This is a genomic window from Streptomyces sp. TLI_171 (assembly GCF_003610255.1).
GTDB lineage: Bacteria > Actinomycetota > Actinomycetes > Streptomycetales > Streptomycetaceae > Kitasatospora.
The window spans coordinates 4729228-4749944 of sequence record NZ_RAPS01000001.1 but is presented as its reverse complement, the minus strand read 5'-3'; the positions used below and the strand labels follow the sequence as shown (position 1 = coordinate 4749944).

Genomic DNA, 20717 nt, shown 5'->3' with positions numbered 1-20717 from the left:
TGTCAGGCCGCTACGGCACTGTCGTCCGGGGGATGGGACCGGCCGCGGACACCCAGGCCGTACGCTGTGCGCCATGGAGCGTACGACGACCGCGAGCGCGGAAGACTTCCTGGACCGGGCCCTGGTGGAGGAAGCCGCCAAGAAGTCCGGCCTGCTCTGGGTCCAGCCCGCCGGTCAGCCGCACGCCCGCCCGCTCTGGCACGCCTGGCACGACGGCGCGGTGGTCGTGGTCGGCGAGGGCGGCGAACAGCCCCTGCACGGCCTCGCGGCGGGCGCCACCGCGGCCCTGACCCTCCGCAGCAAGGACAAGTGGGGCCGCCTGGTGGCCTTCACCGCCACCGTCACCCTGCTCGCCCCGGGCACCCCCGCCTGGGACGGCGCCGTCGAGGAACTCAAGGGCAAGCGCCTGAACGCCCCCGACACCGACACCATCACCGACCGCTGGGCCCGCGAGTGCCGCGTGCTGCGCCTGGAGCCCACCGGCCCGCTCGCCGCCCTCCCCACGGACGCCCTCACCGCTCCCCCGATGCCCAGCCCGGTGACGACCCGTCAGCCCGTCCCGGCCGGCCTGCCCAAGCTCCTGTTCAAGAAGCGGAAGCGGTAGCACCCGCCCGCGCCTCCCGGCTCCGCGCGCCGGCGGCCCTCCACCGTTAGATTTGGGTGGTTGTGTCCGTTTCCACCGGAGGGAGTCGCATGGCGGGGCCAGGCAGCCGGGTCTTCATCTCCCATCTCGCCGGGGTCGCCGTCTTCGACCCGAACGGCGACCAGGTGGGGCGGGTCCGCGACGTCGTCGTCTCGCTGCGGCTCGGCGGCCGCCCGCCCCGGGTGCTGGGACTGGTCGTGGAGGTGATCGGGCGGCGGCGGATCTTCCTGCCGATGACCAGGGTGACCAGCCTGGAGTCCGGGCAGGTGCTGTCCACCGGCCTGGTGAACATGCGGCGGTTCGAGCAGCGGCCGTCGGAGACCCTGGTCCTCGCCGAACTGCTGGACCGCACCGTCACCCGCACCAAGACCGCCGAAGAGGTGACCGTCCTCGACGTGGCGATGGTGCAGACCCGGCTGCGCGAGTGGGAGATCGACAAGGTCTTCGTCCAGACCGGCCGGCCCACCCGGCTGCGCAAGGCCAGGGGCGACCAGTTCCTGCTGGACTGGTCCGCCGTCACCGGCTTCTCGCTCACCGAGGAGGGCCAGGGCGCGGCCACCCTGCTCGCCACCTTCGAGCAGCTCCGCCCCGCCGACCTGGCGAACGTCATGCACCACCTGTCCGCCAAGCGCCGCGCCGAGGTCGCCGCCGCCCTCGACGACGACCGGCTCGCCGACGTGCTGGAGGAACTGCCCGAGGACGACCAGGTGGAGATCATCGGCAAGCTGAAGGAGGAACGGGCCGCCGACATCCTGGAGACCATGGACCCGGACGACGCCGCCGACCTGCTCTCCGAACTCCCGGCGGAGGACGCCGAACGCCTGCTGCGCCTGATGGAGCCCGCCGAGGCCGAGGAGATGCGCCGCCTGCTCTCCTACGAGGAGGACACCGCGGGCGGTCTGATGACCACCGAGCCGATCGTCCTGGAGCCCGACGCCTCGGTCGCCGAGGCGCTGGCCCGGGTCCGGATCTCCGACACCAAGCCGGCCCTCGCCGCGCAGGTCTACGTCTGCCGCCCGCCCAACGAGACCCCGACCGGCACCTACCTCGGCACCGTGCACTTCCAGCGACTCCTGCGCGAACCCCCGTACACCCTGGTCGGTTCGATGGTCGACGACGACCTGGACCCGCTGCCGCCCAACACCCCGCTGCCGCTGATCACCTCGTACCTGGCGACCTACAACCTGGTGGCCGCGCCGGTGGTGGACGAGGACGACCGCCTGCTGGGCGCCGTCACCGTGGACGACGTGCTGGACCACCTGCTGCCGGACGACTGGCGCGAAGGCTCGGCGCACGACATCGAGACCGAGACGAGCGAGGTGCCCGATGGACGGTGACCGCAAGCGCCAGGGCGACAGCTCCGGCCAGCGGATCCAGGGCGAGCTGCGCGAACTGCGGCAGCTGCGCGAACTGCGGGCCCGCGAGCAGCAGCGCCGCCGCCGCGAGGAACGGCCCTCCCCGGGCGGGCCCCGCTCCCGGCTGGACCAGCCGCGCACCGCCCGCCCGGGCCTGATCCGGCTGCCCGCCTGGGACCCGGAGGCGTTCGGCAAGCTCTCCGAGCGGATCGCGCGCTTCCTCGGCACCGGGCGGTTCATCGTCTGGATGACGGTGGTGATCATCGCCTGGGTGGTGTGGAACACGCTGCTCCCGGCGTCCGTCCACTTCGACGACTACCCGTTCATCTTCCTCACCCTGATGCTCTCCCTGCAGGCCTCGTACGCGGCGCCGCTGATCCTGCTCGCACAGAACCGCCAGGACGACCGCGACCGGGTCAACATGGAGCAGGACCGGGCCCGCAGCGACCGCAACATCGCCGACACCGAGTACCTGACCCGCGAGGTCGCGGCCCTGCGCCAGGGCCTCGGCGAGGTCGCCACCCGCGCCTTCATCGCCTCTGAACTGGGCAGCATCCGCTCCGAACTGCAGTCGCTGCTCAAGGAGATCGAGGACCGCCGGGAGTCCGCCGACACGTTGTGACCCTCGGCACGCTACCGACGAGTCGGGCGCGGGCCGCCGCGCCGTACCATCAACACATGGCCAACGAGACAGAGGTGGCGGCCGGGGTGACGGAGCAGTCCGTCCGGGAAGCCCTGGCGACCGTCCACGACCCGGAGATCAACCGCCCGATCACCGACATCGGCATGGTGAAGTCCGTCGAGATCGGCGACGGCGGTGCGGTGAAGGTCGCGGTGTACCTCACCGTCTCCGGCTGTCCGATGCGCGAGACGATCACCCAGCGGGTCACCGACGCGGTCACCGCCGTCCCCGGGGTGACCTCGGTCGCCGTCGAGCTCGACGTGATGAGCGAGGAGCAGCGCCGCGAGCTCTCCCAGCTGCTGCGCGGCGGCGCGCCCGAGCGGGAGATCCCGTTCGCCAAGCCCGGCACGCTGACCCGGGTGTACGCGGTCGCCTCCGGCAAGGGCGGCGTCGGCAAGTCCTCGGTGACGGTCAACCTGGCGGCGGCGCTGGCCGCGGACGGCCTCAAGGTCGCCGTGGTGGACGCCGACATCTACGGCCACAGCGTGCCCCGCATGCTGGGCGTCGAGGGCCGGCCCACCCAGGTCCAGGACATGATCATGCCGCCGGCCGCGCACGGCGTGAAGGTCATCTCGATCGGCATGTTCACCCCGGGCAACGCCCCGGTGGTCTGGCGCGGCCCGATGCTGCACCGCGCCCTGCAGCAGTTCCTCGCCGACGTCTACTGGGGCGACCTCGACGTCCTCCTGCTCGACCTGCCGCCCGGCACCGGCGACATCGCCATCTCGGTCGCCCAGCTGGTCCCGAACGCCGAGATCCTGATCGTCACCACCCCGCAGATGGCCGCCGCCGAGGTCGCCGAGCGGGCCGGCACCATCGCGCTGCAGACCCACCAGAAGATCGTCGGCGTCATCGAGAACATGTCGGGCATGCCCTGCCCGCACTGCGACGAGATGATCGACGTCTTCGGCACCGGCGGCGGCCAGACCGTCGCCGACGCCCTCACCCGCAGCGTCGGCGCGACCGTCCCGGTCCTCGGCTCCATCCCGATCGACGTCCGCCTCCGCGAGGGCGGCGACGACGGCCGCCCGGTCGTCCTCTCCAACCCCGACTCCCCCGCCGGCGCCGCCCTCCGCACCATCGCCGGCAAGCTCTCCGGCCGCCAGCGCGGCCTCTCGGGCCTCTCCCTGGGCCTGACCCCGAAGAACAAGTTCTGACGGACCGTCGACCGATTCCGGCTCCGGGCGTGCTGCCCGGGGCCGGTTTCGGCGTTTTCAGGGGCGGAGCAGGACGGCGGTGGCGTCGTCGTGGGTCTTGGCGCGGGGCCAGCGGGTGTGGTGGGGGTCGGTGAGTTCGAGGGTGCGGGTGCGGTCGACCAGGGCCTGCGGGCCGGAGGTGTGGAGGAGGGTGCGGGCGTCGGGCCAGGTCATGGCGGCGAAGTCGTCGACCGGGCGGGCGGCGCCGTCGGTGAGCAGGGCGGCCAGGCGGAGGCCGGCGGCGGGGGCACCGCCGGTGAGGGCGTGGCCGGCGGCGGCGGGGTGGGGGCCGGCGACCCAGTAGCCGTCGGGGGTGTTCATGGCGCCGCGCTGGGCGGTGGCGAGGAGTTCGCGCCGGGCCCGGGGGGCGAGGCCGGCCAGGCGGTCGGCGAGGTCGCGCTGCTGACGGTCCGTCACCTCGCCGACGCGGTGGTCGGAGACGGCCCGGACGCCGGACGGCAGGTCGAGCAGCAGGGTGGAGTCGGCGAGCACCAGCCAGTCGAGCTGTTCGTCCCGCCTGCGCAGCACGGCGACGGTGGCGGTGGGCGTCATGGGGTGTCCGAGGTCGCAGCGGGGGCCGTGCGCCGCCGCGGTCTCGGTCAGCGCGTCGGCCAGGCACTCCGTCAGTGGGGCGTCCCGTCCGGTGGCGTGGCGCAGCAGCGCGGCCCCGAGCCGCCGGACGAACCACACCACGCCGTGGGCGCAGCCGGTGTCGGTGCCGTCGGGGAGCCCGGCCCCGTCGAGGACCAGGACGGTGTCGGGTCCGGCGAGCGCGAAGTCCTCGTTCGGCCGGTCTGCGGCGCCGGGTTCGGTGGCGAGCGACATCTGCACGGGGCGGCTCCGGAACCGGGAGGGGCGGTGGGACTGTCCTCGGGGTGTGGACAGACGATCGACGGGCTGCCTGGCGGCGGCGCTCCTGGTGTTGTCGGCCCTGCTGACGGGCCTCAGCACGACCGCCACGATGGAGCTGGAGGACCCGCTGTTCGTCGGCCTCCGCGACAACACCTCGGGCCTGGCGGTGATGTTCCTGGCCCCGGGCCTGCTGCTGGGGATCGCGGGGATCGCCGTCGGCCTGTACGGCTCCCGCCGCGGCCGGATCGCGGTGGCCGTGGCGGGGCTCCTGCTGCTGGCGTTCGGAACCTACCGCGCAACGGTCCTGGCCCCGATGCTGGCCTGCGACGGCGGCCGGATCGCCCGCCAGGTGGACGGTTCCTACCGCTGCTACGCCTAGCGCCCGTCGTACGTCTCCAGGTCGGAGACCGCGGTGAAGCCGACGCCGTACGCGGACACCGAGCGTCCGTAGGCGCCGATCAGCACGCCGGGGGCCTCGCCGGCCAGGACCCAGCCGTACTCGGATTCGCGGTAGCGGAAGGGCTGCGGCAGGCCGTTGACGGGGAGGGTGAGGGAGGACCAGCCGGGGCCTTCGAGGTCGTCGGCGAGGTCCCAGGCGAGGGCGGACTGCTGGTCGAGCCAGTTCTGCCGGAGGGTGCGGTCGAGGTTGCCGGGCCAGGTGGCGGCGAGCAGTCCGGCGCCGGCCAGCCAGGCGGCGGAGGAGGCGGAGGTGGCTTCCAGCGTGCCGGTGTTGTCGGCGCTGCGGCGGACGTCCCGGCGGGCGACGGTGACCACGACGGCGAACCGCCGGGTGTCGCGCGGTTCGGGGCCGCGGCCGGGTTCGTCGCCGTGGCCGAGGGTGCCGTAGTCGGGGATGTCGGCGGCCCGCTGGCCGGTGCCGACCTGGCCGAGCCAGCGGCGGCCGGTCCAGCCTTCGTCGAGGCCGTACCAGGCGAAGTCGGCGGCGCGGTGCGCGGCGAACGGGTCGGCGGGCTGGCGCGTGGCGGCGGTGCCTACCGTGCTGTGCGTGGCGTCCACTGCGGGCCTCCTCGGCTGGGCTCTTCTGGTGGACCACCATAGCGGCGCGAACGGCGACGCCCCGCCTGCTGGGGCGGGGCGTCGTCGAAGCGGGGCGGGGCGGTCGGCCTCAGGTGGCGTCCGGGTCGAACGGAGGGCGCTCGCCGGCGGACAGCGCCGGTCCGGCGCTCGCGGCGGTGGCGGCCTTGGAGAAGTCGACCGAGGCGGTGGGCGTGGGCGTCGGGTCGCCGTTCAGCGCGGACTTGATGTCGACGCTGTCCTTGAGGTCCTTCAGGCCGAGCGGGTCCTCGCCGTCGCCGAGCAGCTGCTTGCGGACGAAGGTCTTCGGGTTGAGGTCCTCGAAGTCGAAGTTCTGGAACTCCGGCCCGAGTTCGCTGCGGATGTCCTCCTTCGCGTTGTCCGCGAAGGAGCGGATCTTGCGAATGAAGCCCATGGTGTCCTGGATCAGCTTGGGGAGCTTGTCCGGGCCGAAGATCACGATGGCCATGACGATGAGCGTCATGACCTCCAGTCCGCCTATGTCTCCGAACACCTGAACTCCCAGCACCCGACAACGCTGCAACAAGGGTAAACGCGGTCGGCCGTTCCCCCGGCCCCCCGTGGATGAAACCGTGGTAAAGACCACCCGGGTGACCGGCGTCGACGGCGTGCCGGTGAAGGCAGGCTAGCGCAGGAGCTGCCGCGGGTCACCGGTAGGCGAGGGCGGGGCGCTGGCCTGGGCCCGGGTGCGCAGCGGGTACTCCTGCACGTCCGCGGCGGGCTGCTGGGCGTTCACCGGGACGATCGCCCCGCCGACCGGGGTGACGCTGGTGGGCTGCCGGGTGGTGCCCTGGCCCGCGGTGACGCCGCCGACCCCGCCGAGGGTGACCGCGGCGACCGAGAAGGCCCCGGCGGCGGCGAACACCAGCCGGCGGCCGCGGGCGGGCTGCGGGCGGGCGGTGGGCAGCTCGCCGAGTGCGGCGAGCGGGCGCGGCATCGCGGCCGGGTCGCGGCGCGGTGCGGCGGACGGGCGGGAGCCGAACAGGCCGGCCCGCGGGTCGATCCCGGGTATCGGGGCGTCGGCGCCGAGCGCGCCCCCGCCGAAGCCGGCGCCGCGGCCGAACGAGCCGCCGGTGAGCCGGCTGCCGCCGAACACGCCGCCGGACCCCGACGGACCGTCAGGGCCCGGCTCGTCCTCGGGCAGTGCGGCGACGGACATCAGTCGGGCCATCAGGGCCGCCGACGGGCCGGGCGTGCCGGCGCCGCTGAGCGTCCGTTTGACCGCGCGGGCGTCCTCGGCCTCGGCCAGGCAGTCCGCGCAGGTCGCCAGGTGGGCCTGGACCCGCTCGCGGGCGTCGTGGCCGAGCTCGCCGTCCAGGTAGGCGGTCAGCCGGTCGCCCAGGTGGTGCTCCTCGGCGGCCGGCTCGACCGGACGCAGCGCCACGGGCCGCAGGTCGGGCGCCGGCGGGGCGGCCGGCTCGACCCGGCGCAGCGGCGCCCAGCGCGAGCGCCCGGGGGCGTCCGCGCGCTCGGGGGCGCGATCGCTCATGACCCCCTCCGGTCGCTGCCGCCCGGCTCCGCGCCCACCGGCACGGGCTCCTCCGAGCCGCCCCGGCGGTTGCGGCCCGCGGCGGTGTTCGGCGCCCGGTGCTTGAGGGCCGCGCGCAGGTGCGAGCGACCGCGGTGGATCCGGCTGCGGACGGTGCCGAGCTTCACGCCGAGGGTGGCGGCGATCTCCTCGTAGGAGAGGCCCTCGATGTCGCAGAGCACGACGGCGGCCCGGAACTCCGGCGCGAGGGTGTCCAGCGCCTGCTGGACGTCCGCGTCGAAGTGGGTGTCGCTGAAGTGCTGGGCGGGGCTGGGCTCGCGGCTGGCCAGGCGCTCCGCGGCGTCGTCCGCGAGGGCGTCGAAGCGGATCCGCTGGCGGCGGCGCACCATGTCCAGGAACAGGTTGGTGGTGATCCGGTGCAGCCAGCCCTCGAAGGTGCCGGGGGTGTAGGTGGACAGCGAGCGGAACACCCGGACGAAGACCTCCTGCGTGAGGTCCTCGGCATCGTGCTGATTGCCCGTCAGCCGGTACGCGAGGCGGTAGACCCGGGCGCTGTGCGCCTCGACGATCTCCTCCCAGCTGGGCGGCGTCCAGCTCTGCGCGTCGGGCCCCTCGGCGAAGGACGCGAGCGTGCCGGCGGTCTCGACCACCGAGTCGTCGGCTGCGGTCGGCTTGTCCAGGGGGGAATGCACAGACTGGTTCATCACGGGCTTCGGCGTACGGGCCGACGAGGTGCCGCGGAAATGCCGCTGCACAGGGACGTCGCCCTCGGCCACACCTCCTCGGTCGGCTCTTCTGCCCAGCAGAGCCACCACCATATCCACCTCACCCGTCAAGCCCGGATAAGAGCGGTCGAACAGCCACCGCCCCGGACGGTCCGGCCGCCCGTAGAAGTGGAACGGCCAGCCGTCGAACGCGGTTCCCGGACGGCCAGTAGTCTGTCGCTGGAATTTGTCGACTTCGGTCGGCACCGGCGCTCCGGAAGAGGCAGCCATCACCGAGTTCGGGCCCCAGCGAGCGGCCCTCGCCGACACCTACGTCGGCGAGGACGCGGTGCTGACCTACGCCCGGGCCCAGTCGGCCCGCACCGGGATACGCGCGATCGGCCCGAGCGGCGGAGCAGCGCTGCGCCTGCTCGCCGCCGCCCTCGACGCCAAGGCCGTGGTCGAGGTCGGCACCGGCACCGGCGTCTCCGGCGTCTACCTGCTGCGCGGCATGCGCGCCGACGGGGTGCTCACCACCGTCGACTCCGAGCCGGTCCGCCAGCAGTACGCCCGGGAGGCCTACCTGGCCGCCGGGTTCGCCGCCAACCGGGCCCGCTTCATCCCCGGCCGGGCCCGCGACGTCCTCCCCCGGCTCGCCGACGGCCAGTACGACCTGGTGTTCTGCGACGGCGACCCGGCCGACTCCCGCTTCCACCTCACCGAGGCGCTGCGCCTGCTCCGGCCCCGCGGCGTGGTCTGCTTCGAGGGCGTCTTCCAGGAGGGCCGGCTGGCCGAACCCGGACTCGACGACCCGCGGATCCGCGCCGTCCGCGACCTGGTGGCCGACATCCGGGAGAGCGACACCCTGCTGCCGGCCCTGCTCCCGGTCTCCGACGGCCTGCTCTGCGCGGTCAAACGCTGACCCGTCCCGGACACGCGCGACGGGCCCGGCCCCCTTACCGGGGGACCGGGCCCGTCGAACACCTTCGAGAACCGGAAGGTGCGGGGCAGTACCTGCCGCAAGGTCAGCCGCAGGCCTTCTTCAGGGCCTCGCCCAGGGCGTCGGCCTCGTCCGGCGTCAGCTCCACCACCAGGCGCCCGCCCCCTTCGAGCGGAACTCGCATGATGATGCCCCGCCCCTCTTTGGTGACCTCCAGCGGGCCGTCACCCGTCCGCGGCTTCATGGCCGCCATGCTCGTTCCCCTTCCTGCAACCGTTCAGGTACGCACCGGCAGTCCGTCCACCGCCGGTATCGAACGCATTGATCGGAAGCCATTATCCCGCATGCGACGGCTGGATGACCAACATCACTCTCTGCGCCAACCCTCACCAACCTGCTCGAAAGCGCCGATTACCTGCCCAAAGCCGCATCCCGTCGCAGTCCGACACGCCCGCCGGGGGTGCGACACCTCACACTCCCCCGGACGGCCGCACTCCGGCATGCTGACCCACGACAGCCCACCGCGACCCGGGAGCCCTCACCCATGTCCGACACCGTGCGCTACGAGCGCGACGGCGCCCTCGCCGTCCTCACCATCGACCGCGCCGACGCCATGAACGCCCTCGACGTCCCCACCAAGGTCGCCCTCCGGGACGCGGTCACCACCGCGGCCGGCGACCCCGAGGTCCGGGCCGTGCTGCTGACCGGCGCCGGCGACAAGGCGTTCTGCGTCGGCCAGGACCTCAAGGAGCACCTCGGCCTGCTCCGCCACCAGCAGGAGACCGGCGAGGGCGCGCTGCGCACGGTCGCCGAGCACTACAACCCGCTGGTCCGCGCCCTGGCCGGGATGCGCAAGCCCACCGTCGCCGCCGTCAACGGCGTCGCGGCCGGCGCCGGAGCCTCGCTCGCCTTCGCCTGCGACTTCCGCTTGCTCGCCGACACCGCGGGCTTCAACACCTCCTTCGCCGGGGTCGCGCTGACCGCCGACTCCGGCGCCTCCTGGACCCTCCCCCGCCTGGTCGGGCACGCCAGGGCCACCGAGCTCCTGATGCTCCCCCGCACCGTCCGCGCCGAGGAGGCCCTCGCTCTCGGCCTCGCCACCCGCGTCCTCCCCGCTGCCGAACTCGCGGCCGCCGCGCACGAGTTCGCCCTGACCCTGGCCAACGGTCCCACCGTCGCGTACGGCGCCATCAAGGAGTCGCTGGCCTACGGCGCCTCCCACTCGCTCTCCGAACTGCTCGACAAGGAGGACGAGTTGCAGACCCTGGCCGGGAACAGCGAGGACCACCGGATCGCGGTCGACGCCTTCATCGCCAAGGAGAAGCCCGGCTACGTGGGCCGCTGAGCGACTCCCCGCGCCCCGCCGGGGGCGCGGGTGGGTGGGCCCCCGGGGCGGATCAGCGCGCGTGGCAGTCGGCGAGGTGGTCGTTCACCAGTCCGCAGGCCTGCATCAGGGCGTAGGCCGTGGTCGGGCCGACGAACCGGAACCCGCTGCGCTTCAGCGCCTTCGCCAGCGCCGTCGACTCCGCCGTCACGGCCGGCACGTCCGCGAGGGTCATGGGCGCCGCCCGCTCCGGGTCGCCCGCGAAGCCCCAGATCAACTCGTCCAGCCCGCCGTCGAGTTCTCGCGCGGCCCGGGCGTTCGCGATGGTCGCCACGATCTTCGCCCGGTTCCGGATGATGCCGGTGTCCGCCAGCAGCCGCTCCACCTCGGCGTCGCCGAACTCCGCCACGGCGTCGATCGAGAAGTCCGCGAACGCCGCCCGGAAACCCTCCCGGCGCCGCAGGATGGTGATCCAGGACAGGCCGGACTGGAAGGCCTCCAGCGAGATCCGTTCGAACAGCGCCTGGTCGCCGTGGACCGGCCGGCCCCACTCGGTGTCGTGGTAGACCCGGTAGTCGTCCGCCGAGTCGCCCCACCCGCACCGTCGCAGCCCGTCGGCCCCGAGAACGGCACCGGTCACGAGCGGTCGCTCTTCTCGTCGCGTCCGGCGGGCTCGGCGGGCTCCTTCTCCAGCACCGCGGTGAAGGACTCCAGCCCGGGCAGCGGCTCCCCCGCCGCGGCGCCGGACGACGCCTCCACCGAGCCGCGCACCGCGCCGACGGCCTCCAGTTCGGCGATCCGGGCGTCCCGGACGGCGAGTTCCGCGCCGAGGCGGTCGAGCACGTCGTCGACCTCGTCCATGCGGTAGCCGCGCACCGCCATCGGGAGGCGGAGTTCGTCGACGTCGACCCGGCTCAGCGGGCGGTCCTGCGGGAGGCGGGCGGAGAGGCGGTCGTGCTCCGCCTCCGGAAGGGTCCCGCCGCCGCCCAGCGCCACCAGCGCGGCACCGCCGACCACCACGGCCATCGCAACCACGATCACCCAGAACACGAGCTGTCCTCCGTCAGTCCCCGGCAGGTCCGGCAGTTCCCGGTCGGCTACGGCCCGCGGGCGGGAGCAAGGTGGGATCATGGTCCCCGTACAGGCCGGGGCCCATCATTGCACCCGGGAGCGCTGAGGAGGAGACACCGGTGGCACTACGCCTCGGCACGCGGGAATTCGGTCCGGACGAGCTGGTCGTGATGGCGATCGTCAACCGCACCCCGGACTCGTTCTTCGACCGCGGCGCGACCTTCGCCGACGAGGCGGCGTTCGCCGCGGCGGACCGGGCGGTGGCCGAGGGCGCGGCGATCCTGGACATCGGCGGGGTGAAGGCCGGTCCGGGCGAGGAGGTCACCGTCGAGGAGGAGTTGCGCCGCACGGTGCCGTTCGTGGCGGAGCTGCGCAGGCGCCACCCGGACGCGGTGATCAGCGTGGACACCTGGCGGCACGAGGTCGGCGAGGCGGTCTGCGAGGTCGGCGCGGACCTGCTGAACGACGCCTGGGGCGGCTTCGACCCGAAGCTCGCCGAGGTCGCGGCCCGGCACGGCGCGGGCCTGGTGTGCACCCACGCGGGCGGCGCGGAGCCGCGCACCCGCCCGCACCGGGTGGGCTACGCCGACGTGATGGCGGACATCCTGAAGGTGACCGTGGGCCTGGCCGAGCGGGCGCTCGAACTGGGCGTGCGCCGCGACGGGTTGATCATCGACCCGGGCCACGACTTCGGGAAGAACACCCGGCACTCGCTGGAGGCGACCCGCCGCCTGCCGGAGATGACGGCGACCGGTTTCCCGGTGCTGGTCTCGCTCTCCAACAAGGACTTCGTCGGCGAGACCCTCGACAGGCCGGTGGACGAGCGCCTGTTGGGCACCCTGGCCACCACCGCGGTGTCGGCCTGGCTGGGTGCGCAGGTCTACCGGGTGCACCAGGTCGCGGAGACCCGCCAGGTGCTGGACATGGTCGCCTCGATCCGCGGCACCCGTCCCCCGGCGGTCGCCCGCCGGGGGCTCGCCTGAGCCTGACGGGCCGTCACCGCTCGGGCCGGCGGACCGTCACGCCGCGGGCTACGCGGGGGTGCCCTGCGGCCGGCGGGCGGCGTCCAGGATCTTCAGCACCTCGGGGATGTCGTCCGTCACGTGGAACAGTTCGAGGTCCGCGGGGTTGGCCTTGCCCTGCGCGACCAGGGTGGTCTTCAGCCACTCCACCAGGCCGCCCCAGTACGCGCTGCCGAACAGGATCACCGGGAACCGGGTGACCTTCTTCGTCTGCACCAGGGTCAGCGCCTCGAACAGCTCGTCCAGCGTGCCGAGGCCGCCGGGGAGGACCACGAAGCCCTGGGCGTACTTCACGAACATCGTCTTGCGGACGAAGAAGTAGCGGAAGTTCAGGCCCAGGTCGACGTACTCGTTCAGGCCCTGCTCGAAGGGCAGTTCGATGCCCAGGCCGACGCTCAGCCCGCCGGCCTCGGTGGCGCCCTTGTTGGCGGCCTCCATCGCGCCGGGGCCGCCGCCGGTGATCACCGCGTAGCCGGCCTCGGCGAGGGCCCGGCCGATCTCCACCCCGGCCTGGTACTCGGGCGAGCCGGCCGGGGTCCGGGCCGAGCCGAACACGCTGATCGCGGTCGGGAGTTCGGCGAGCGCGCCGAAGCCTTCGACGAACTCCGAGGTGATCCGCAGCACCCGCCACGGGTCGGTGTGCAACCAGTCGGTGGGCCCGGTGGTGTCCAGCAGCCGCTGGTCCGTCGTACTCGTCTCGACCTGGTCCCGCCGCAGCAGCACCGGGCCCTTGCGCTTCTCGGGCCACGGCTTCTTCTGCCGGCGGACGGGTTCATCTCCGTTGGCTGTCATGACGAAACCCTACGCCTGACGAGGCAACTTTCCGGGGAACAACGGAAAACGGCTGGGCGAGGGCTACTTGGTGAGCCAGTCCCGCAGGCGCAGCTCGACCTCGGCGATCGCGGCGAGCGAGCAGTGCTCCTCGCGCTTGTGGGCCAGGTTCGGGTCGCCGGGGCCGTAGTTGACGGCGGGGACGCCGTGCGCGGAGAACCGGGCGACGTCGGTCCAGCCGAACTTGGCGCGGGGCTCGCCGCCGACCGCGGCCAGGAAGTCCCGGGCGGCGGGCAGCCCGAGGCCGGGCAGGGCGGCGGGCGAGGCGTCGACGATGTCCAGCTGGTAGCCCTCGAAGACCGAGCGGAGGTGCGTCTCGGCCTCCTCCAGGCTGCGGTCGGGCGCGAACCGGAAGGCCACGTGGATCTTGCACTCGTCGGGGATGACGTTGCCGGCCACCCCGCCGTCGATCCGGGTGGCGTTCAGGCCCTCGCGGTACTCCAGGCCGTCGATCTCCACCCGGCGCGGCTGGTACTCGGCGAGCCGGCGCAGCACCTCGGCGGCCTTGTGGATGGCGTTGTCGCCGAGCCAGCTGCGGGCGGCGTGGGCGCGGACGCCGGTGAGCGTGATGTCGGCGCGCAGGCTGCCCTGGCAGCCGCCCTCGACGACGGCGCCGCTGGGCTCCATCAGCACCGCGAAGTCGCCGGCCAGCCAGTCGGGGTGGGTGGCGAACAGGTGGCCGAGGCCGTTGCGGGTGGCCTCGACCTCCTCGCAGTCGTAGAAGACGTAGCTGACGTCGCGGTTGGCCTCGGTGAGGGTGGCGGCGAGCCGCAGCTGCACGGCGACGCCGGACTTCATGTCGGAGGTGCCGCAGCCGTAGAGCAGGTCGCCCTCGACCCGGGACGGGACGTTGTCGGCGATCGGCACGGTGTCCAGGTGCCCGGCGAGCACCACCCGCTCGGACCGGCCGAGGTGGGTGCGGGCGACCACGTTGTTGCCGTACCGGTCGACCGTGAGGTGCGGGTAGGCCCGGAGCGCGGTCTCGACGGCGTCCGCGAGCGCGGTCTCCTCGCCGCTGACGGACGGGAAGTCGACCAGGCGGGCGGTCAGCGCTCCGCCGTCGAGGGTCAGGTCGAGGGGCTCGTTCGGGCTGCTCATGGCGGCCACCTTATCGACAGGGCGGCGCCTTTCCGACAGAGCCGCGACGGCCGCGCGGGGGTCCGCGCAACCGCGCGGACCCGTACGGCCGTCCGAGCGGTTACGGTGTCCGCGAACGGCCGCGCGCCGGACCAGGACCGATGCGACAGCAGCACGAAGGAGAGGGGCAGGCCGTGGCCACAGACGCCGGGTACTCGGAGGGCCGTGGGTCCGCGCGCCGACGGCGGCCGTGGCGGCGGGTGCTGGTCGGGCTGCTCGCGCTGGCGGTGGTCGGCGCGCTGGTGGTGTGGCTGAACCGGGACAAGATCACGGTGCCGGACGAGGGCTGCAAGATCACCACGGCGGGCGGTTCGGGGACGCTGGAGCTGCCGGCGGCGGCCAACGCGGCGACCATCACCGCGGTGGCGATGTCCCGCGGGCTGCCGGAGCGGGCGGTGACCATCTCGCTGGCGACGGCGATCCAGGAGTCGAAGCTGCGCAACCTGGAGGGCGGCGACCGGGACTCGGTGGGCCTGTTCCAGCAGCGGCCCTCGCAGGGCTGGGGCACGGTCGAGCAGATCATGGACCCGGTGTACTCCACCAACAAGTTCCTGGACGCGCTGGTGAAGGTGAACGGGTACGCGCAGATGCCGCTGACCGACGCCGCCCAGCAGGTGCAGCGCAGCGGCTACCCGCAGGCGTACGCCAAGCACGAGGGCAGTGCCATGCTGCTGTCCGCGGTGCTGACGGGCCGTGAGCCGGCCTCGCTGAACTGCGTGGTGCACGAGTTGCCCGCGCCCGACGCGGCGGCCTCGCCGGCGGGTGTGGAGGAGCGCGTGCGCCGGGAGTTCGGCAAGGCGGTGGCGGTGGGTCCGGACGCGAAGCCGGCGAAGGACCCGCGCGAGGTGCTGGCGTTCAGCCCGCAGGTGACGGCGAGCACGGCCGGCTCCGGCGGTGCGGCGCAGACCGGGTGGGCGCTGGCGCACTGGGCGGTGGCCCGGGCGGCGGACCTGGGCATCGGCCAGGTCGCGTACGACGGCAAGGTGTGGCGGGTGGACCGGCCGAACGACGGCTGGAAGCCGCTGGCGGTCGCCCCGTCCGACCGGGTGCTGGTGACGCTGGGCGCGCCGGCCGGGAAGTGAGCCGTCCACGGGTGGTGCGCGCCCTGACGGTGCGTTGACGCACTGGTGCGCGGGTGACCGCCCGGCGGGTGATTCGGGTCAACGCCCGCTGACGGGAACGGCCCGGTCGGGCGGCCCCGCACCGGTGCGCCGGTGGTCCCCCGTCGGCCCGGCCCGCAAGGGAAGTGACGGTTTTTCAGGGCCCTGCGCCGGGGCGCGAGTTCCGCGGGGTCCGAAAAAGGATCGTCCGATCTTTGCCAACCCTTGACCTTGACCGGCCGAAACCTTCCCGGTGCTCTTGCGGTCATACACGTCGCCCGCCGGACGGAACGCCCCACCGCCGCCCGCCCTGCGGACCGTTGACCTCACCTCTTAGGAGCACCATGTCCCTCCCCCTCACGCGCCGGATCGCCCAGGCCGCCCTGCTGGTCGCCGCCACGGCGGCCCCGCTGGCGGCCGCGGGCGCCGCCTCCGCCACCGAGGTGGTGCCGCAGACCGACCTGGGCGCCGGCGTGACCAAGCTGGCCGACGTCCCCAACTCGGGCGACGCGGTGCAGGGGGCGACCCACGAGCTCGGCCAGATGGTCGGCACCACCGGCGCCGCGACCCTGGCGGCGGGCGGCCCGGCGGCCGGTGACGCGGCCGGCAACACCGTGGCGCACAGCCTGCCCTCCACCGACGACGCGCTCGGCAAGCTCGGCCCGGTCGGCAAGGCCGGCCAGCTGACCGGCGCGGTCGGCATGCTCTCCGACCGGCTGGCCCCCGCGGTCGAGGAGAAGGTCGGCCCCGCGGTCGCCGACAAGGTCGTCCCGGCCGCCCACAAGGCCACCGCCAGCCCGCTCGGCACCGTCACCAAGGGCCTGCCGGCCGACAAGCTGACCCAGGGCCTGCCGGCCGCCGACAAGCTCGGCCCGGTCACCGGCGTCGTCCAGTCGCTGCCGGTCGCCGGCGCCGTCGCCGGCCTGACCGAGCACGAGTCCGCCAACCGGCTGGGCGGCATGCCCGGGCTGGGCGGCGACAGCCCGCTCGGCGGCCTGACCGGCGCGCTCGGCCCGGTCGGCGGCCTGCTCGGCGGCGTGGGCGGCGGCGGCCTGCCGATCGGCTGACCCCGCACCGGGTGAACGGGAAGGGGCGGAGCCGGCCGGCTCCGCCCCTTCCGCACGCCCTGACGGCGGGTCAGCGCTTGAGCCGCTCCACGGCCGCGGCCACCCGCTCGTCGGTGGCGGTGAACGCCACCCGCACGAACCGGTCGCCGGCCGGGCCGTAGAAGTCGCCGGGGGCCACCAGGATGCCCAGCGCGGCGAGTTCGGCCACCGTCTCCCAGCACGGCCGGTCCTGGGTCGCCCACAGGTACAGGCTCGCCTCGGAGTGCTCGATCCGGAACCCGTACGCCTCCAGCGCGGCCCGCAGGGCGCTGCGCCGCTGGGCGTAGCGGGCCCGCTGCTCGGCCACGTGCGCGTCGTCGGCGAGCGCGGCGGCGGTGGCCGCCTGCACCGGCGCGGGCACGATCATGCCGCCGTGCTTGCGGACCTCCAGGAGCTCCCGGACCACCACCGGGTCACCGGCCACGAAGGACGCCCGGTAGCCGGCCAGGTTGGAGCGCTTGGAGAGCGAGTGCACGGCCAGCAGGCCCTCGTGCGAGCCGCCGCACACGGCGGGGTTGAGCACCGACACCGGCTCGGCGTCCCAGCCGAGTTCGAGGTAGCACTCGTCGCTGACCAGCAGCACCCGGTGGGCCCGGGCCCACTCGACGGCGCGGCGCAGCTCGGCGGCGTCCAGCACTCGCCCGGTCGGGTTGGACGGCGAGTTCAGCCAGAGCAGCCGGACCTTGGAGCCGTCGAGCTCCTCGACGTCCTCGTAGGCGACCGGCTCGGCGCCGCAGAGCAGCGCGCCGACCTCGTAGGTGGGGTAGGCGAGCCGGGGGTAGGCGACCTGGTCGCCGGGGCCGAGGCCGAGCTGGCCGGGCAGCCAGGCCACCAGCTCCTTGGAGCCGACGGTGGGCAGCACCGCCTCGGGGCCGATCTCGGCGCCGCAGCGGCGGTTCAGCCAGCCGGCGATGGCGCCGCGCAGCGACAGCGGGCCCCACACCGTGGGGTAGCCGGGCGTGTCGGTGTGCGCGGCCAGCGCCCGCTGGATCAGCTCCGGCACCGGGTCGACGGGGGTGCCGACGGAGAAGTCGCACAGCCCGTCCGGGTGGGCCTCGGCGGTGCGCTTGTACGGTTCGAGCCTGTCCCAGGGGAAGACCGGCAGGCGGTCGGATGCGCGGCGCGCCGCCCCCGGGTGGCCCGGGAACGGCGCGTGCGTGCTGTCGTTGGTGCTCACAGCGTGGATGCCACCGATCAGTGGTCGGCGTTCTGCGGGGGCAGCGCGGCGATGAACGGGTGGTCGCGCTCGATCAGGCCGAGCTTGGAGGCGCCGCCGGGCGAGCCCAGGTCGTCGAAGAACTCGACGTTCGCCTTGTAGTAGTCCTTCCACTCCTCCGGAGTGTCGTCCTCGTAGAAGATCGCCTCGACCGGGCAGACCGGCTCGCACGCACCGCAGTCGACGCACTCGTCCGGGTGGATGTAGAGGGAGCGCTCACCCTCGTAGATGCAGTCGACGGGGCACTCTTCGATGCACGCCTTGTCCTTGACGTCGACACAAGGCTGCGCGATGACGTAGGTCACGCTGTCGTTCCTCCTCGGAAGGGCTGCCGCCCTACTGTTTACTCGGTCGCGCGGTTGCGCGCGGCGTCGTCGATGCCCGCCCCTAGTATCGCGGGTCGGGGACTGCAAATGCACAGGAGGTGCCGTTGATGACCGGCGGAGTACCGCTCGAGTCGCGTCCGGAGGTCCGGATAGACCCGTCTGACGTGGGACGACGCGTGTCGGTCCGCCGTCTGGACGGCGTGGCGGACGGCCGTCCGCAGTTCCGGGATGTGATCGGCGTGCTCACCGGTTGGGACGGCGCCGGGTTGACGGTGGAGCCGCGCGCCGGCGCCCCGATCCGGTTCGCCGCCGAACTGCTGGTCGCCGGAAAACCGGTTCCGGCTTTCCCGGCCCGCCGCACCCCGCCGCCCGCCGTCTCCCCGATCGACCTGCAGCGGATCGCCGCCCGCGGCTGGCCCGCCGTCGAGCAGGAGCCGCTGGGCGAGTGGACGCTGCGGGCCTCCTCCGGGTTCACCCGCCGGGCCAACTCGGTCCAGGCGCTGGGCGATCCGGGCCTGCCGGTGGACGCGGCGCTGGAGCGGGTGCGCGACTGGTACGCGGCCCGCTCGCTGCCCGCGTACGTCGAGGTGGTCTCCCCCGGCTCGCCGCCCGAACTCGCCGCCGAGCTCGACCGCCTCGGCGCGGCGCTGGCCCCCACCCTGGTGCGCACCGCCCCGCTCGGCGACCTGGCCCGCGCCGGCCGCCCCGCGGACGTCCGGCTGGCCCGCACCGCCGGGCCCGGGTGGCTGGCGCTGTACCGCCGGGTGGGCGGCGACCCCGCGCTGGAGGCGGCCGCCGCCGCGGTGCTGCACGGCGGCCCCTCGGTCTGGTTCGCCCACGTGCCCGGCCCGGACGGCGCCCCGCTCGCCATCGGCCGGATGGTGGTCGACGGCCCGTGGGCCTGCTTCGGCGCGGTCGAGGTGGCCCCCGCGGCCCGCCGCCGGGGGCTGGCCACCGCGGTGATGGCCCAGCTCGCGGGCCGGGGCGCCGAGGAGGGCGCCACCGGCGGGTACCTGCAGGTCGAGGCCGACAACGGCGGCGCGATCGCGCTGTACGACCGGCTGGGCTTCACGACCAGTCACACTTACCACTACGCCCGCCTTCCCCAGCGGTAGCGTGCACCACCTGAACCGCGCCACGACCGCTGCTGAACCGAAGGCCGCAGTGACCGAGCAGAGCCGAACCCGCTTCCGAGCCGAGGCCAGGGCAGAACGCCCCGACCCGGTGATGCTGTGCCTGCTCGCCGCCGCCGAGCACACCCTCGGCGACCCCGGCGACAGTGCCGAACAACCCGATCTGGACGAGCTCCTGACCGCCTGTCAGGCCGCGCTGGACCGCCATGCCGCCGCCATCCGCCAGGCCGTCGCCGAGCGCCGTCCGACCGGCCCGGAGGAGACCGCCGCGCTGCTCGCCGCCGTGCTCGGCGGCCGCGAGCGCTTCCACGGCCGGCAGTCCGACTACCGCCGCCTGGAGTCCTCGCTGCTCCCGGAGGTGCTGCGGCGCCGGCGCGGCCTGCCGATCATGCTGGCCCTGGTCTGGTCGGCGGTCGCCGCCCGGGCCGGCCTCACCGTCCACGGCATCGCCCTGCCCGGCCACTTCATCGTCGCCGTCGGCGGGCCGGGCGGCGGCGACGAGTACGTGCTGGCCGATCCGTTCCACGGCGGCCGGATCCTCGACGTCCCCGACCTCGAGCGCCTGGTGGGCGCCTCCGGCCACCCCTTCTCGCCCGAACTGCTCACCCCCGCGCAGCCGCTGGACCTGGTGCTGCGCGTCCTGGGCAACATCCGGCGCTGGGCCGCCGACCGCCCCGAGCACGCCCGCACCCAGCTCTGGGCCGCCGAACTGGCCCTGCTGCTCCCCCGCCACCCCGCCCAACTCCGGCTGGAACGCGCAGAGTTGCTGGTCAAGACCGGAGACTTCCTGACCGGCGCCGCCGAGATGGACTCCTACGCCGAGATCCTCGACGCCTTCGACCCGGAGAGCGCGGAGAAGGTCCGCCTGGAGGCCAGGTCGGCTCGCCACCGCATGAACTGACTCACAGCCAGCCCTTCTCGCGGGCGACCCGGACCGCCTCGGCGCGGTTGCGGGCCGCGGTCTTCTGGATGGCCATCGACAGGTAGTTGCGCACCGTCCCCTCGGAGAGGTGCAGCCGGGCGGCGATGTCCGCGTTGACCGCGCCGTCGGCGGCGGCGGCCAGGACGTCCCGTTCGCGGCCGGTGAGCGGATTCGCGCCTTCGGAGAGCGCCGCTGCGGCCAGGGTCGGGTCGATGACCTTCTCGCCGCGCAGCACCCGCCGGATGGCGTCGGCGAGTTGCGCCGCCGGCGCGTCCTTGACCAGGAACGCGTCGGCGCCGGACTCCATCGCCCGGCGCAGGTAGCCGGGCCGTCCGAAGGTGGTGGCGATGACCACCTTGGTCTGCGGCCGGGCGCGGCGGATCTCCGCGCAGGCGTCGATCCCGGTCATGCCGGGCATCTCGATGTCGAGCACCGCGACGTCGACCTGGTGCTCCGTCACCGCGGCCAGCACGGCGTCCCCGCGCGCGACCTGCGCGACGACGTCGAGGTCGCCCTCCAGCGAGAGCAGCGCGGCGAGCGCCTCCCGCACCATGCCCTGGTCCTCGGCGAGCAGCACTCGCACCGGTCGTCCACCCGTTCCGTCCGTCACGC

General features: G+C 74.1%; 25 protein-coding genes. 12 read left to right on the top strand and 13 right to left on the bottom strand.

Annotated features, from left to right (window positions below):
* Positions 1-73 precede the first annotated feature (73 nt).
* From BX266_RS21735 to BX266_RS21720, 4 genes are all read left to right on the top strand, one after another.
* A complete protein-coding gene (locus BX266_RS21735; protein WP_099902285.1) occupies positions 74-604 on the top strand; it encodes a pyridoxamine 5'-phosphate oxidase family protein in 531 nt (176 codons plus the stop codon).
* 89 nt (positions 605-693) lie between these two features.
* The gene (locus BX266_RS21730) at positions 694-1980 is read left to right on the top strand and encodes a magnesium transporter MgtE N-terminal domain-containing protein (protein WP_099902283.1); all 1287 of its coding nucleotides are present in this window, start codon (positions 694-696) and stop codon (positions 1978-1980) included.
* Complete coding sequence (locus tag BX266_RS21725; RefSeq protein WP_099902281.1) at positions 1970-2620, top strand: DUF1003 domain-containing protein; 651 nt, start codon at positions 1970-1972, stop codon at positions 2618-2620. The genes BX266_RS21730 and BX266_RS21725 overlap by 11 nt, the downstream gene beginning before the upstream one ends.
* A gap of 56 nt (positions 2621-2676) precedes the next feature.
* Positions 2677-3837: an Mrp/NBP35 family ATP-binding protein gene (locus BX266_RS21720; protein WP_099902279.1), complete on the top strand. Its 1161-nt coding sequence runs from the start codon at positions 2677-2679 to the stop codon at positions 3835-3837.
* Positions 3838-3894: 57 nt separating this feature from the next.
* Here BX266_RS21720 and BX266_RS21715 read toward each other — a convergent pair whose 3' ends face one another.
* Positions 3895-4707, bottom strand: coding sequence for a protein phosphatase 2C domain-containing protein (locus tag BX266_RS21715; protein ID WP_099902277.1), 813 nt, complete (start codon positions 4705-4707; stop codon positions 3895-3897).
* 46 nt (positions 4708-4753) lie between these two features.
* Here BX266_RS21715 and BX266_RS21710 point away from each other — a divergent pair, with 46 nt between their 5' ends.
* The gene (locus tag BX266_RS21710; RefSeq protein WP_099902275.1) at positions 4754-5107 is read left to right on the top strand and encodes a hypothetical protein; all 354 of its coding nucleotides are present in this window, start codon (positions 4754-4756) and stop codon (positions 5105-5107) included.
* On the opposite strand, the gene BX266_RS21705 is transcribed toward BX266_RS21710, so the two are convergent.
* The 4 genes from BX266_RS21705 to sigE all read right to left on the bottom strand — a co-directional run bounded on the left by BX266_RS21705 (position 5104) and on the right by sigE (position 7977).
* The gene (locus BX266_RS21705; RefSeq protein WP_099902273.1) at positions 5104-5745 is read right to left on the bottom strand and encodes a hypothetical protein; all 642 of its coding nucleotides are present in this window, start codon (positions 5743-5745) and stop codon (positions 5104-5106) included. The two genes, BX266_RS21710 and BX266_RS21705, sit on opposite strands and share 4 nt — an antisense overlap.
* Positions 5746-5854: 109 nt before the next feature.
* On the bottom strand, positions 5855-6277 hold the full coding sequence (locus BX266_RS21700; RefSeq protein WP_099902271.1) for a sec-independent translocase: 423 nt from the start codon (positions 6275-6277) through the stop codon (positions 5855-5857).
* 132 nt (positions 6278-6409) lie between these two features.
* On the bottom strand, positions 6410-7273 hold the full coding sequence (locus tag BX266_RS21695; RefSeq protein ID WP_099902269.1) for an anti-sigma factor: 864 nt from the start codon (positions 7271-7273) through the stop codon (positions 6410-6412).
* Positions 7270-7977 (bottom strand): RNA polymerase sigma factor SigE, encoded by a 708-nt coding sequence (gene sigE / locus BX266_RS21690; protein ID WP_099902267.1) that lies wholly within the window; start codon positions 7975-7977, stop codon positions 7270-7272. The genes BX266_RS21695 and sigE overlap by 4 nt, the downstream gene beginning before the upstream one ends.
* 247 nt (positions 7978-8224) lie before the next feature.
* Here sigE and BX266_RS21685 point away from each other — a divergent pair, with 247 nt between their 5' ends.
* Positions 8225-8899 carry an O-methyltransferase gene (locus BX266_RS21685; protein WP_399170162.1) on the top strand — a complete coding sequence of 225 codons (675 nt, stop codon included), beginning with the start codon at positions 8225-8227 and terminating at the stop codon, positions 8897-8899.
* Positions 8900-9002: 103 nt separating this feature from the next.
* Here BX266_RS21685 and BX266_RS21680 read toward each other — a convergent pair whose 3' ends face one another.
* Entirely contained in the window at positions 9003-9170 is a 168-nt protein-coding gene (locus BX266_RS21680; protein WP_014137929.1) for a DUF3117 domain-containing protein, read from the bottom strand.
* 291 nt (positions 9171-9461) lie between these two features.
* Between BX266_RS21680 and BX266_RS21675 the strand changes: the two genes are divergently transcribed.
* Positions 9462-10262 carry an enoyl-CoA hydratase-related protein gene (locus BX266_RS21675; RefSeq protein ID WP_099902265.1) on the top strand — a complete coding sequence of 267 codons (801 nt, stop codon included), beginning with the start codon at positions 9462-9464 and terminating at the stop codon, positions 10260-10262.
* A 52-nt stretch (positions 10263-10314) separates the two neighbouring features.
* Here BX266_RS21675 and BX266_RS21670 read toward each other — a convergent pair whose 3' ends face one another.
* Both BX266_RS21670 and BX266_RS21665 read right to left on the bottom strand, forming a co-directional pair.
* Positions 10315-10881 carry a DNA-3-methyladenine glycosylase I gene (locus BX266_RS21670; protein ID WP_099902263.1) on the bottom strand — a complete coding sequence of 189 codons (567 nt, stop codon included), beginning with the start codon at positions 10879-10881 and terminating at the stop codon, positions 10315-10317.
* A complete protein-coding gene (locus tag BX266_RS21665) occupies positions 10878-11291 on the bottom strand; it encodes a DivIVA domain-containing protein (RefSeq protein ID WP_099902261.1) in 414 nt (137 codons plus the stop codon). The genes BX266_RS21670 and BX266_RS21665 overlap by 4 nt, the downstream gene beginning before the upstream one ends.
* A gap of 191 nt (positions 11292-11482) precedes the next feature.
* On the opposite strand from BX266_RS21665, the gene folP reads away from it, so the two are divergent.
* The gene (gene folP / locus BX266_RS21660) at positions 11483-12295 is read left to right on the top strand and encodes a dihydropteroate synthase (RefSeq protein ID WP_099908140.1); all 813 of its coding nucleotides are present in this window, start codon (positions 11483-11485) and stop codon (positions 12293-12295) included.
* Positions 12296-12343: 48 nt separating this feature from the next.
* On the opposite strand, the gene BX266_RS21655 is transcribed toward folP, so the two are convergent.
* Entirely contained in the window at positions 12344-13126 is a 783-nt protein-coding gene (locus BX266_RS21655) for a TIGR00730 family Rossman fold protein (protein WP_099902259.1), read from the bottom strand.
* Between the two features lie 63 nt (positions 13127-13189).
* The gene (gene dapE / locus BX266_RS21650; protein ID WP_099902257.1) at positions 13190-14263 is read right to left on the bottom strand and encodes a succinyl-diaminopimelate desuccinylase; all 1074 of its coding nucleotides are present in this window, start codon (positions 14261-14263) and stop codon (positions 13190-13192) included.
* A gap of 173 nt (positions 14264-14436) precedes the next feature.
* Here dapE and BX266_RS21645 point away from each other — a divergent pair, with 173 nt between their 5' ends.
* Both BX266_RS21645 and BX266_RS41200 read left to right on the top strand, forming a co-directional pair.
* On the top strand, positions 14437-15384 hold the full coding sequence (locus tag BX266_RS21645; protein WP_099902255.1) for a hypothetical protein: 948 nt from the start codon (positions 14437-14439) through the stop codon (positions 15382-15384).
* A gap of 362 nt (positions 15385-15746) precedes the next feature.
* Positions 15747-16469: a hypothetical protein gene (locus BX266_RS41200; protein WP_399170157.1), complete on the top strand. Its 723-nt coding sequence runs from the start codon at positions 15747-15749 to the stop codon at positions 16467-16469.
* 70 nt (positions 16470-16539) lie between these two features.
* Here the strand turns inward: BX266_RS41200 and dapC are convergent, their stop codons facing one another.
* Both dapC and fdxA read right to left on the bottom strand, forming a co-directional pair.
* Entirely contained in the window at positions 16540-17613 is a 1074-nt protein-coding gene (dapC, locus tag BX266_RS21635) for a succinyldiaminopimelate transaminase (RefSeq protein ID WP_099908138.1), read from the bottom strand.
* A gap of 89 nt (positions 17614-17702) precedes the next feature.
* Positions 17703-18029, bottom strand: coding sequence for a ferredoxin (gene fdxA, locus BX266_RS21630; protein WP_030061559.1), 327 nt, complete (start codon positions 18027-18029; stop codon positions 17703-17705).
* A gap of 128 nt (positions 18030-18157) precedes the next feature.
* On the opposite strand from fdxA, the gene BX266_RS21625 reads away from it, so the two are divergent.
* A complete protein-coding gene (locus tag BX266_RS21625; protein ID WP_099902253.1) occupies positions 18158-19165 on the top strand; it encodes a GNAT family N-acetyltransferase in 1008 nt (335 codons plus the stop codon).
* A 49-nt stretch (positions 19166-19214) separates the two neighbouring features.
* Entirely contained in the window at positions 19215-20084 is an 870-nt protein-coding gene (locus BX266_RS21620; RefSeq protein ID WP_099908135.1) for a transglutaminase-like domain-containing protein, read from the top strand.
* A 1-nt stretch (position 20085) separates the two neighbouring features.
* Here the strand turns inward: BX266_RS21620 and BX266_RS21615 are convergent, their stop codons facing one another.
* On the bottom strand, positions 20086-20715 hold the full coding sequence (locus BX266_RS21615) for a response regulator transcription factor (RefSeq protein ID WP_099902251.1): 630 nt from the start codon (positions 20713-20715) through the stop codon (positions 20086-20088).
* Positions 20716-20717 lie beyond the last annotated feature (2 nt).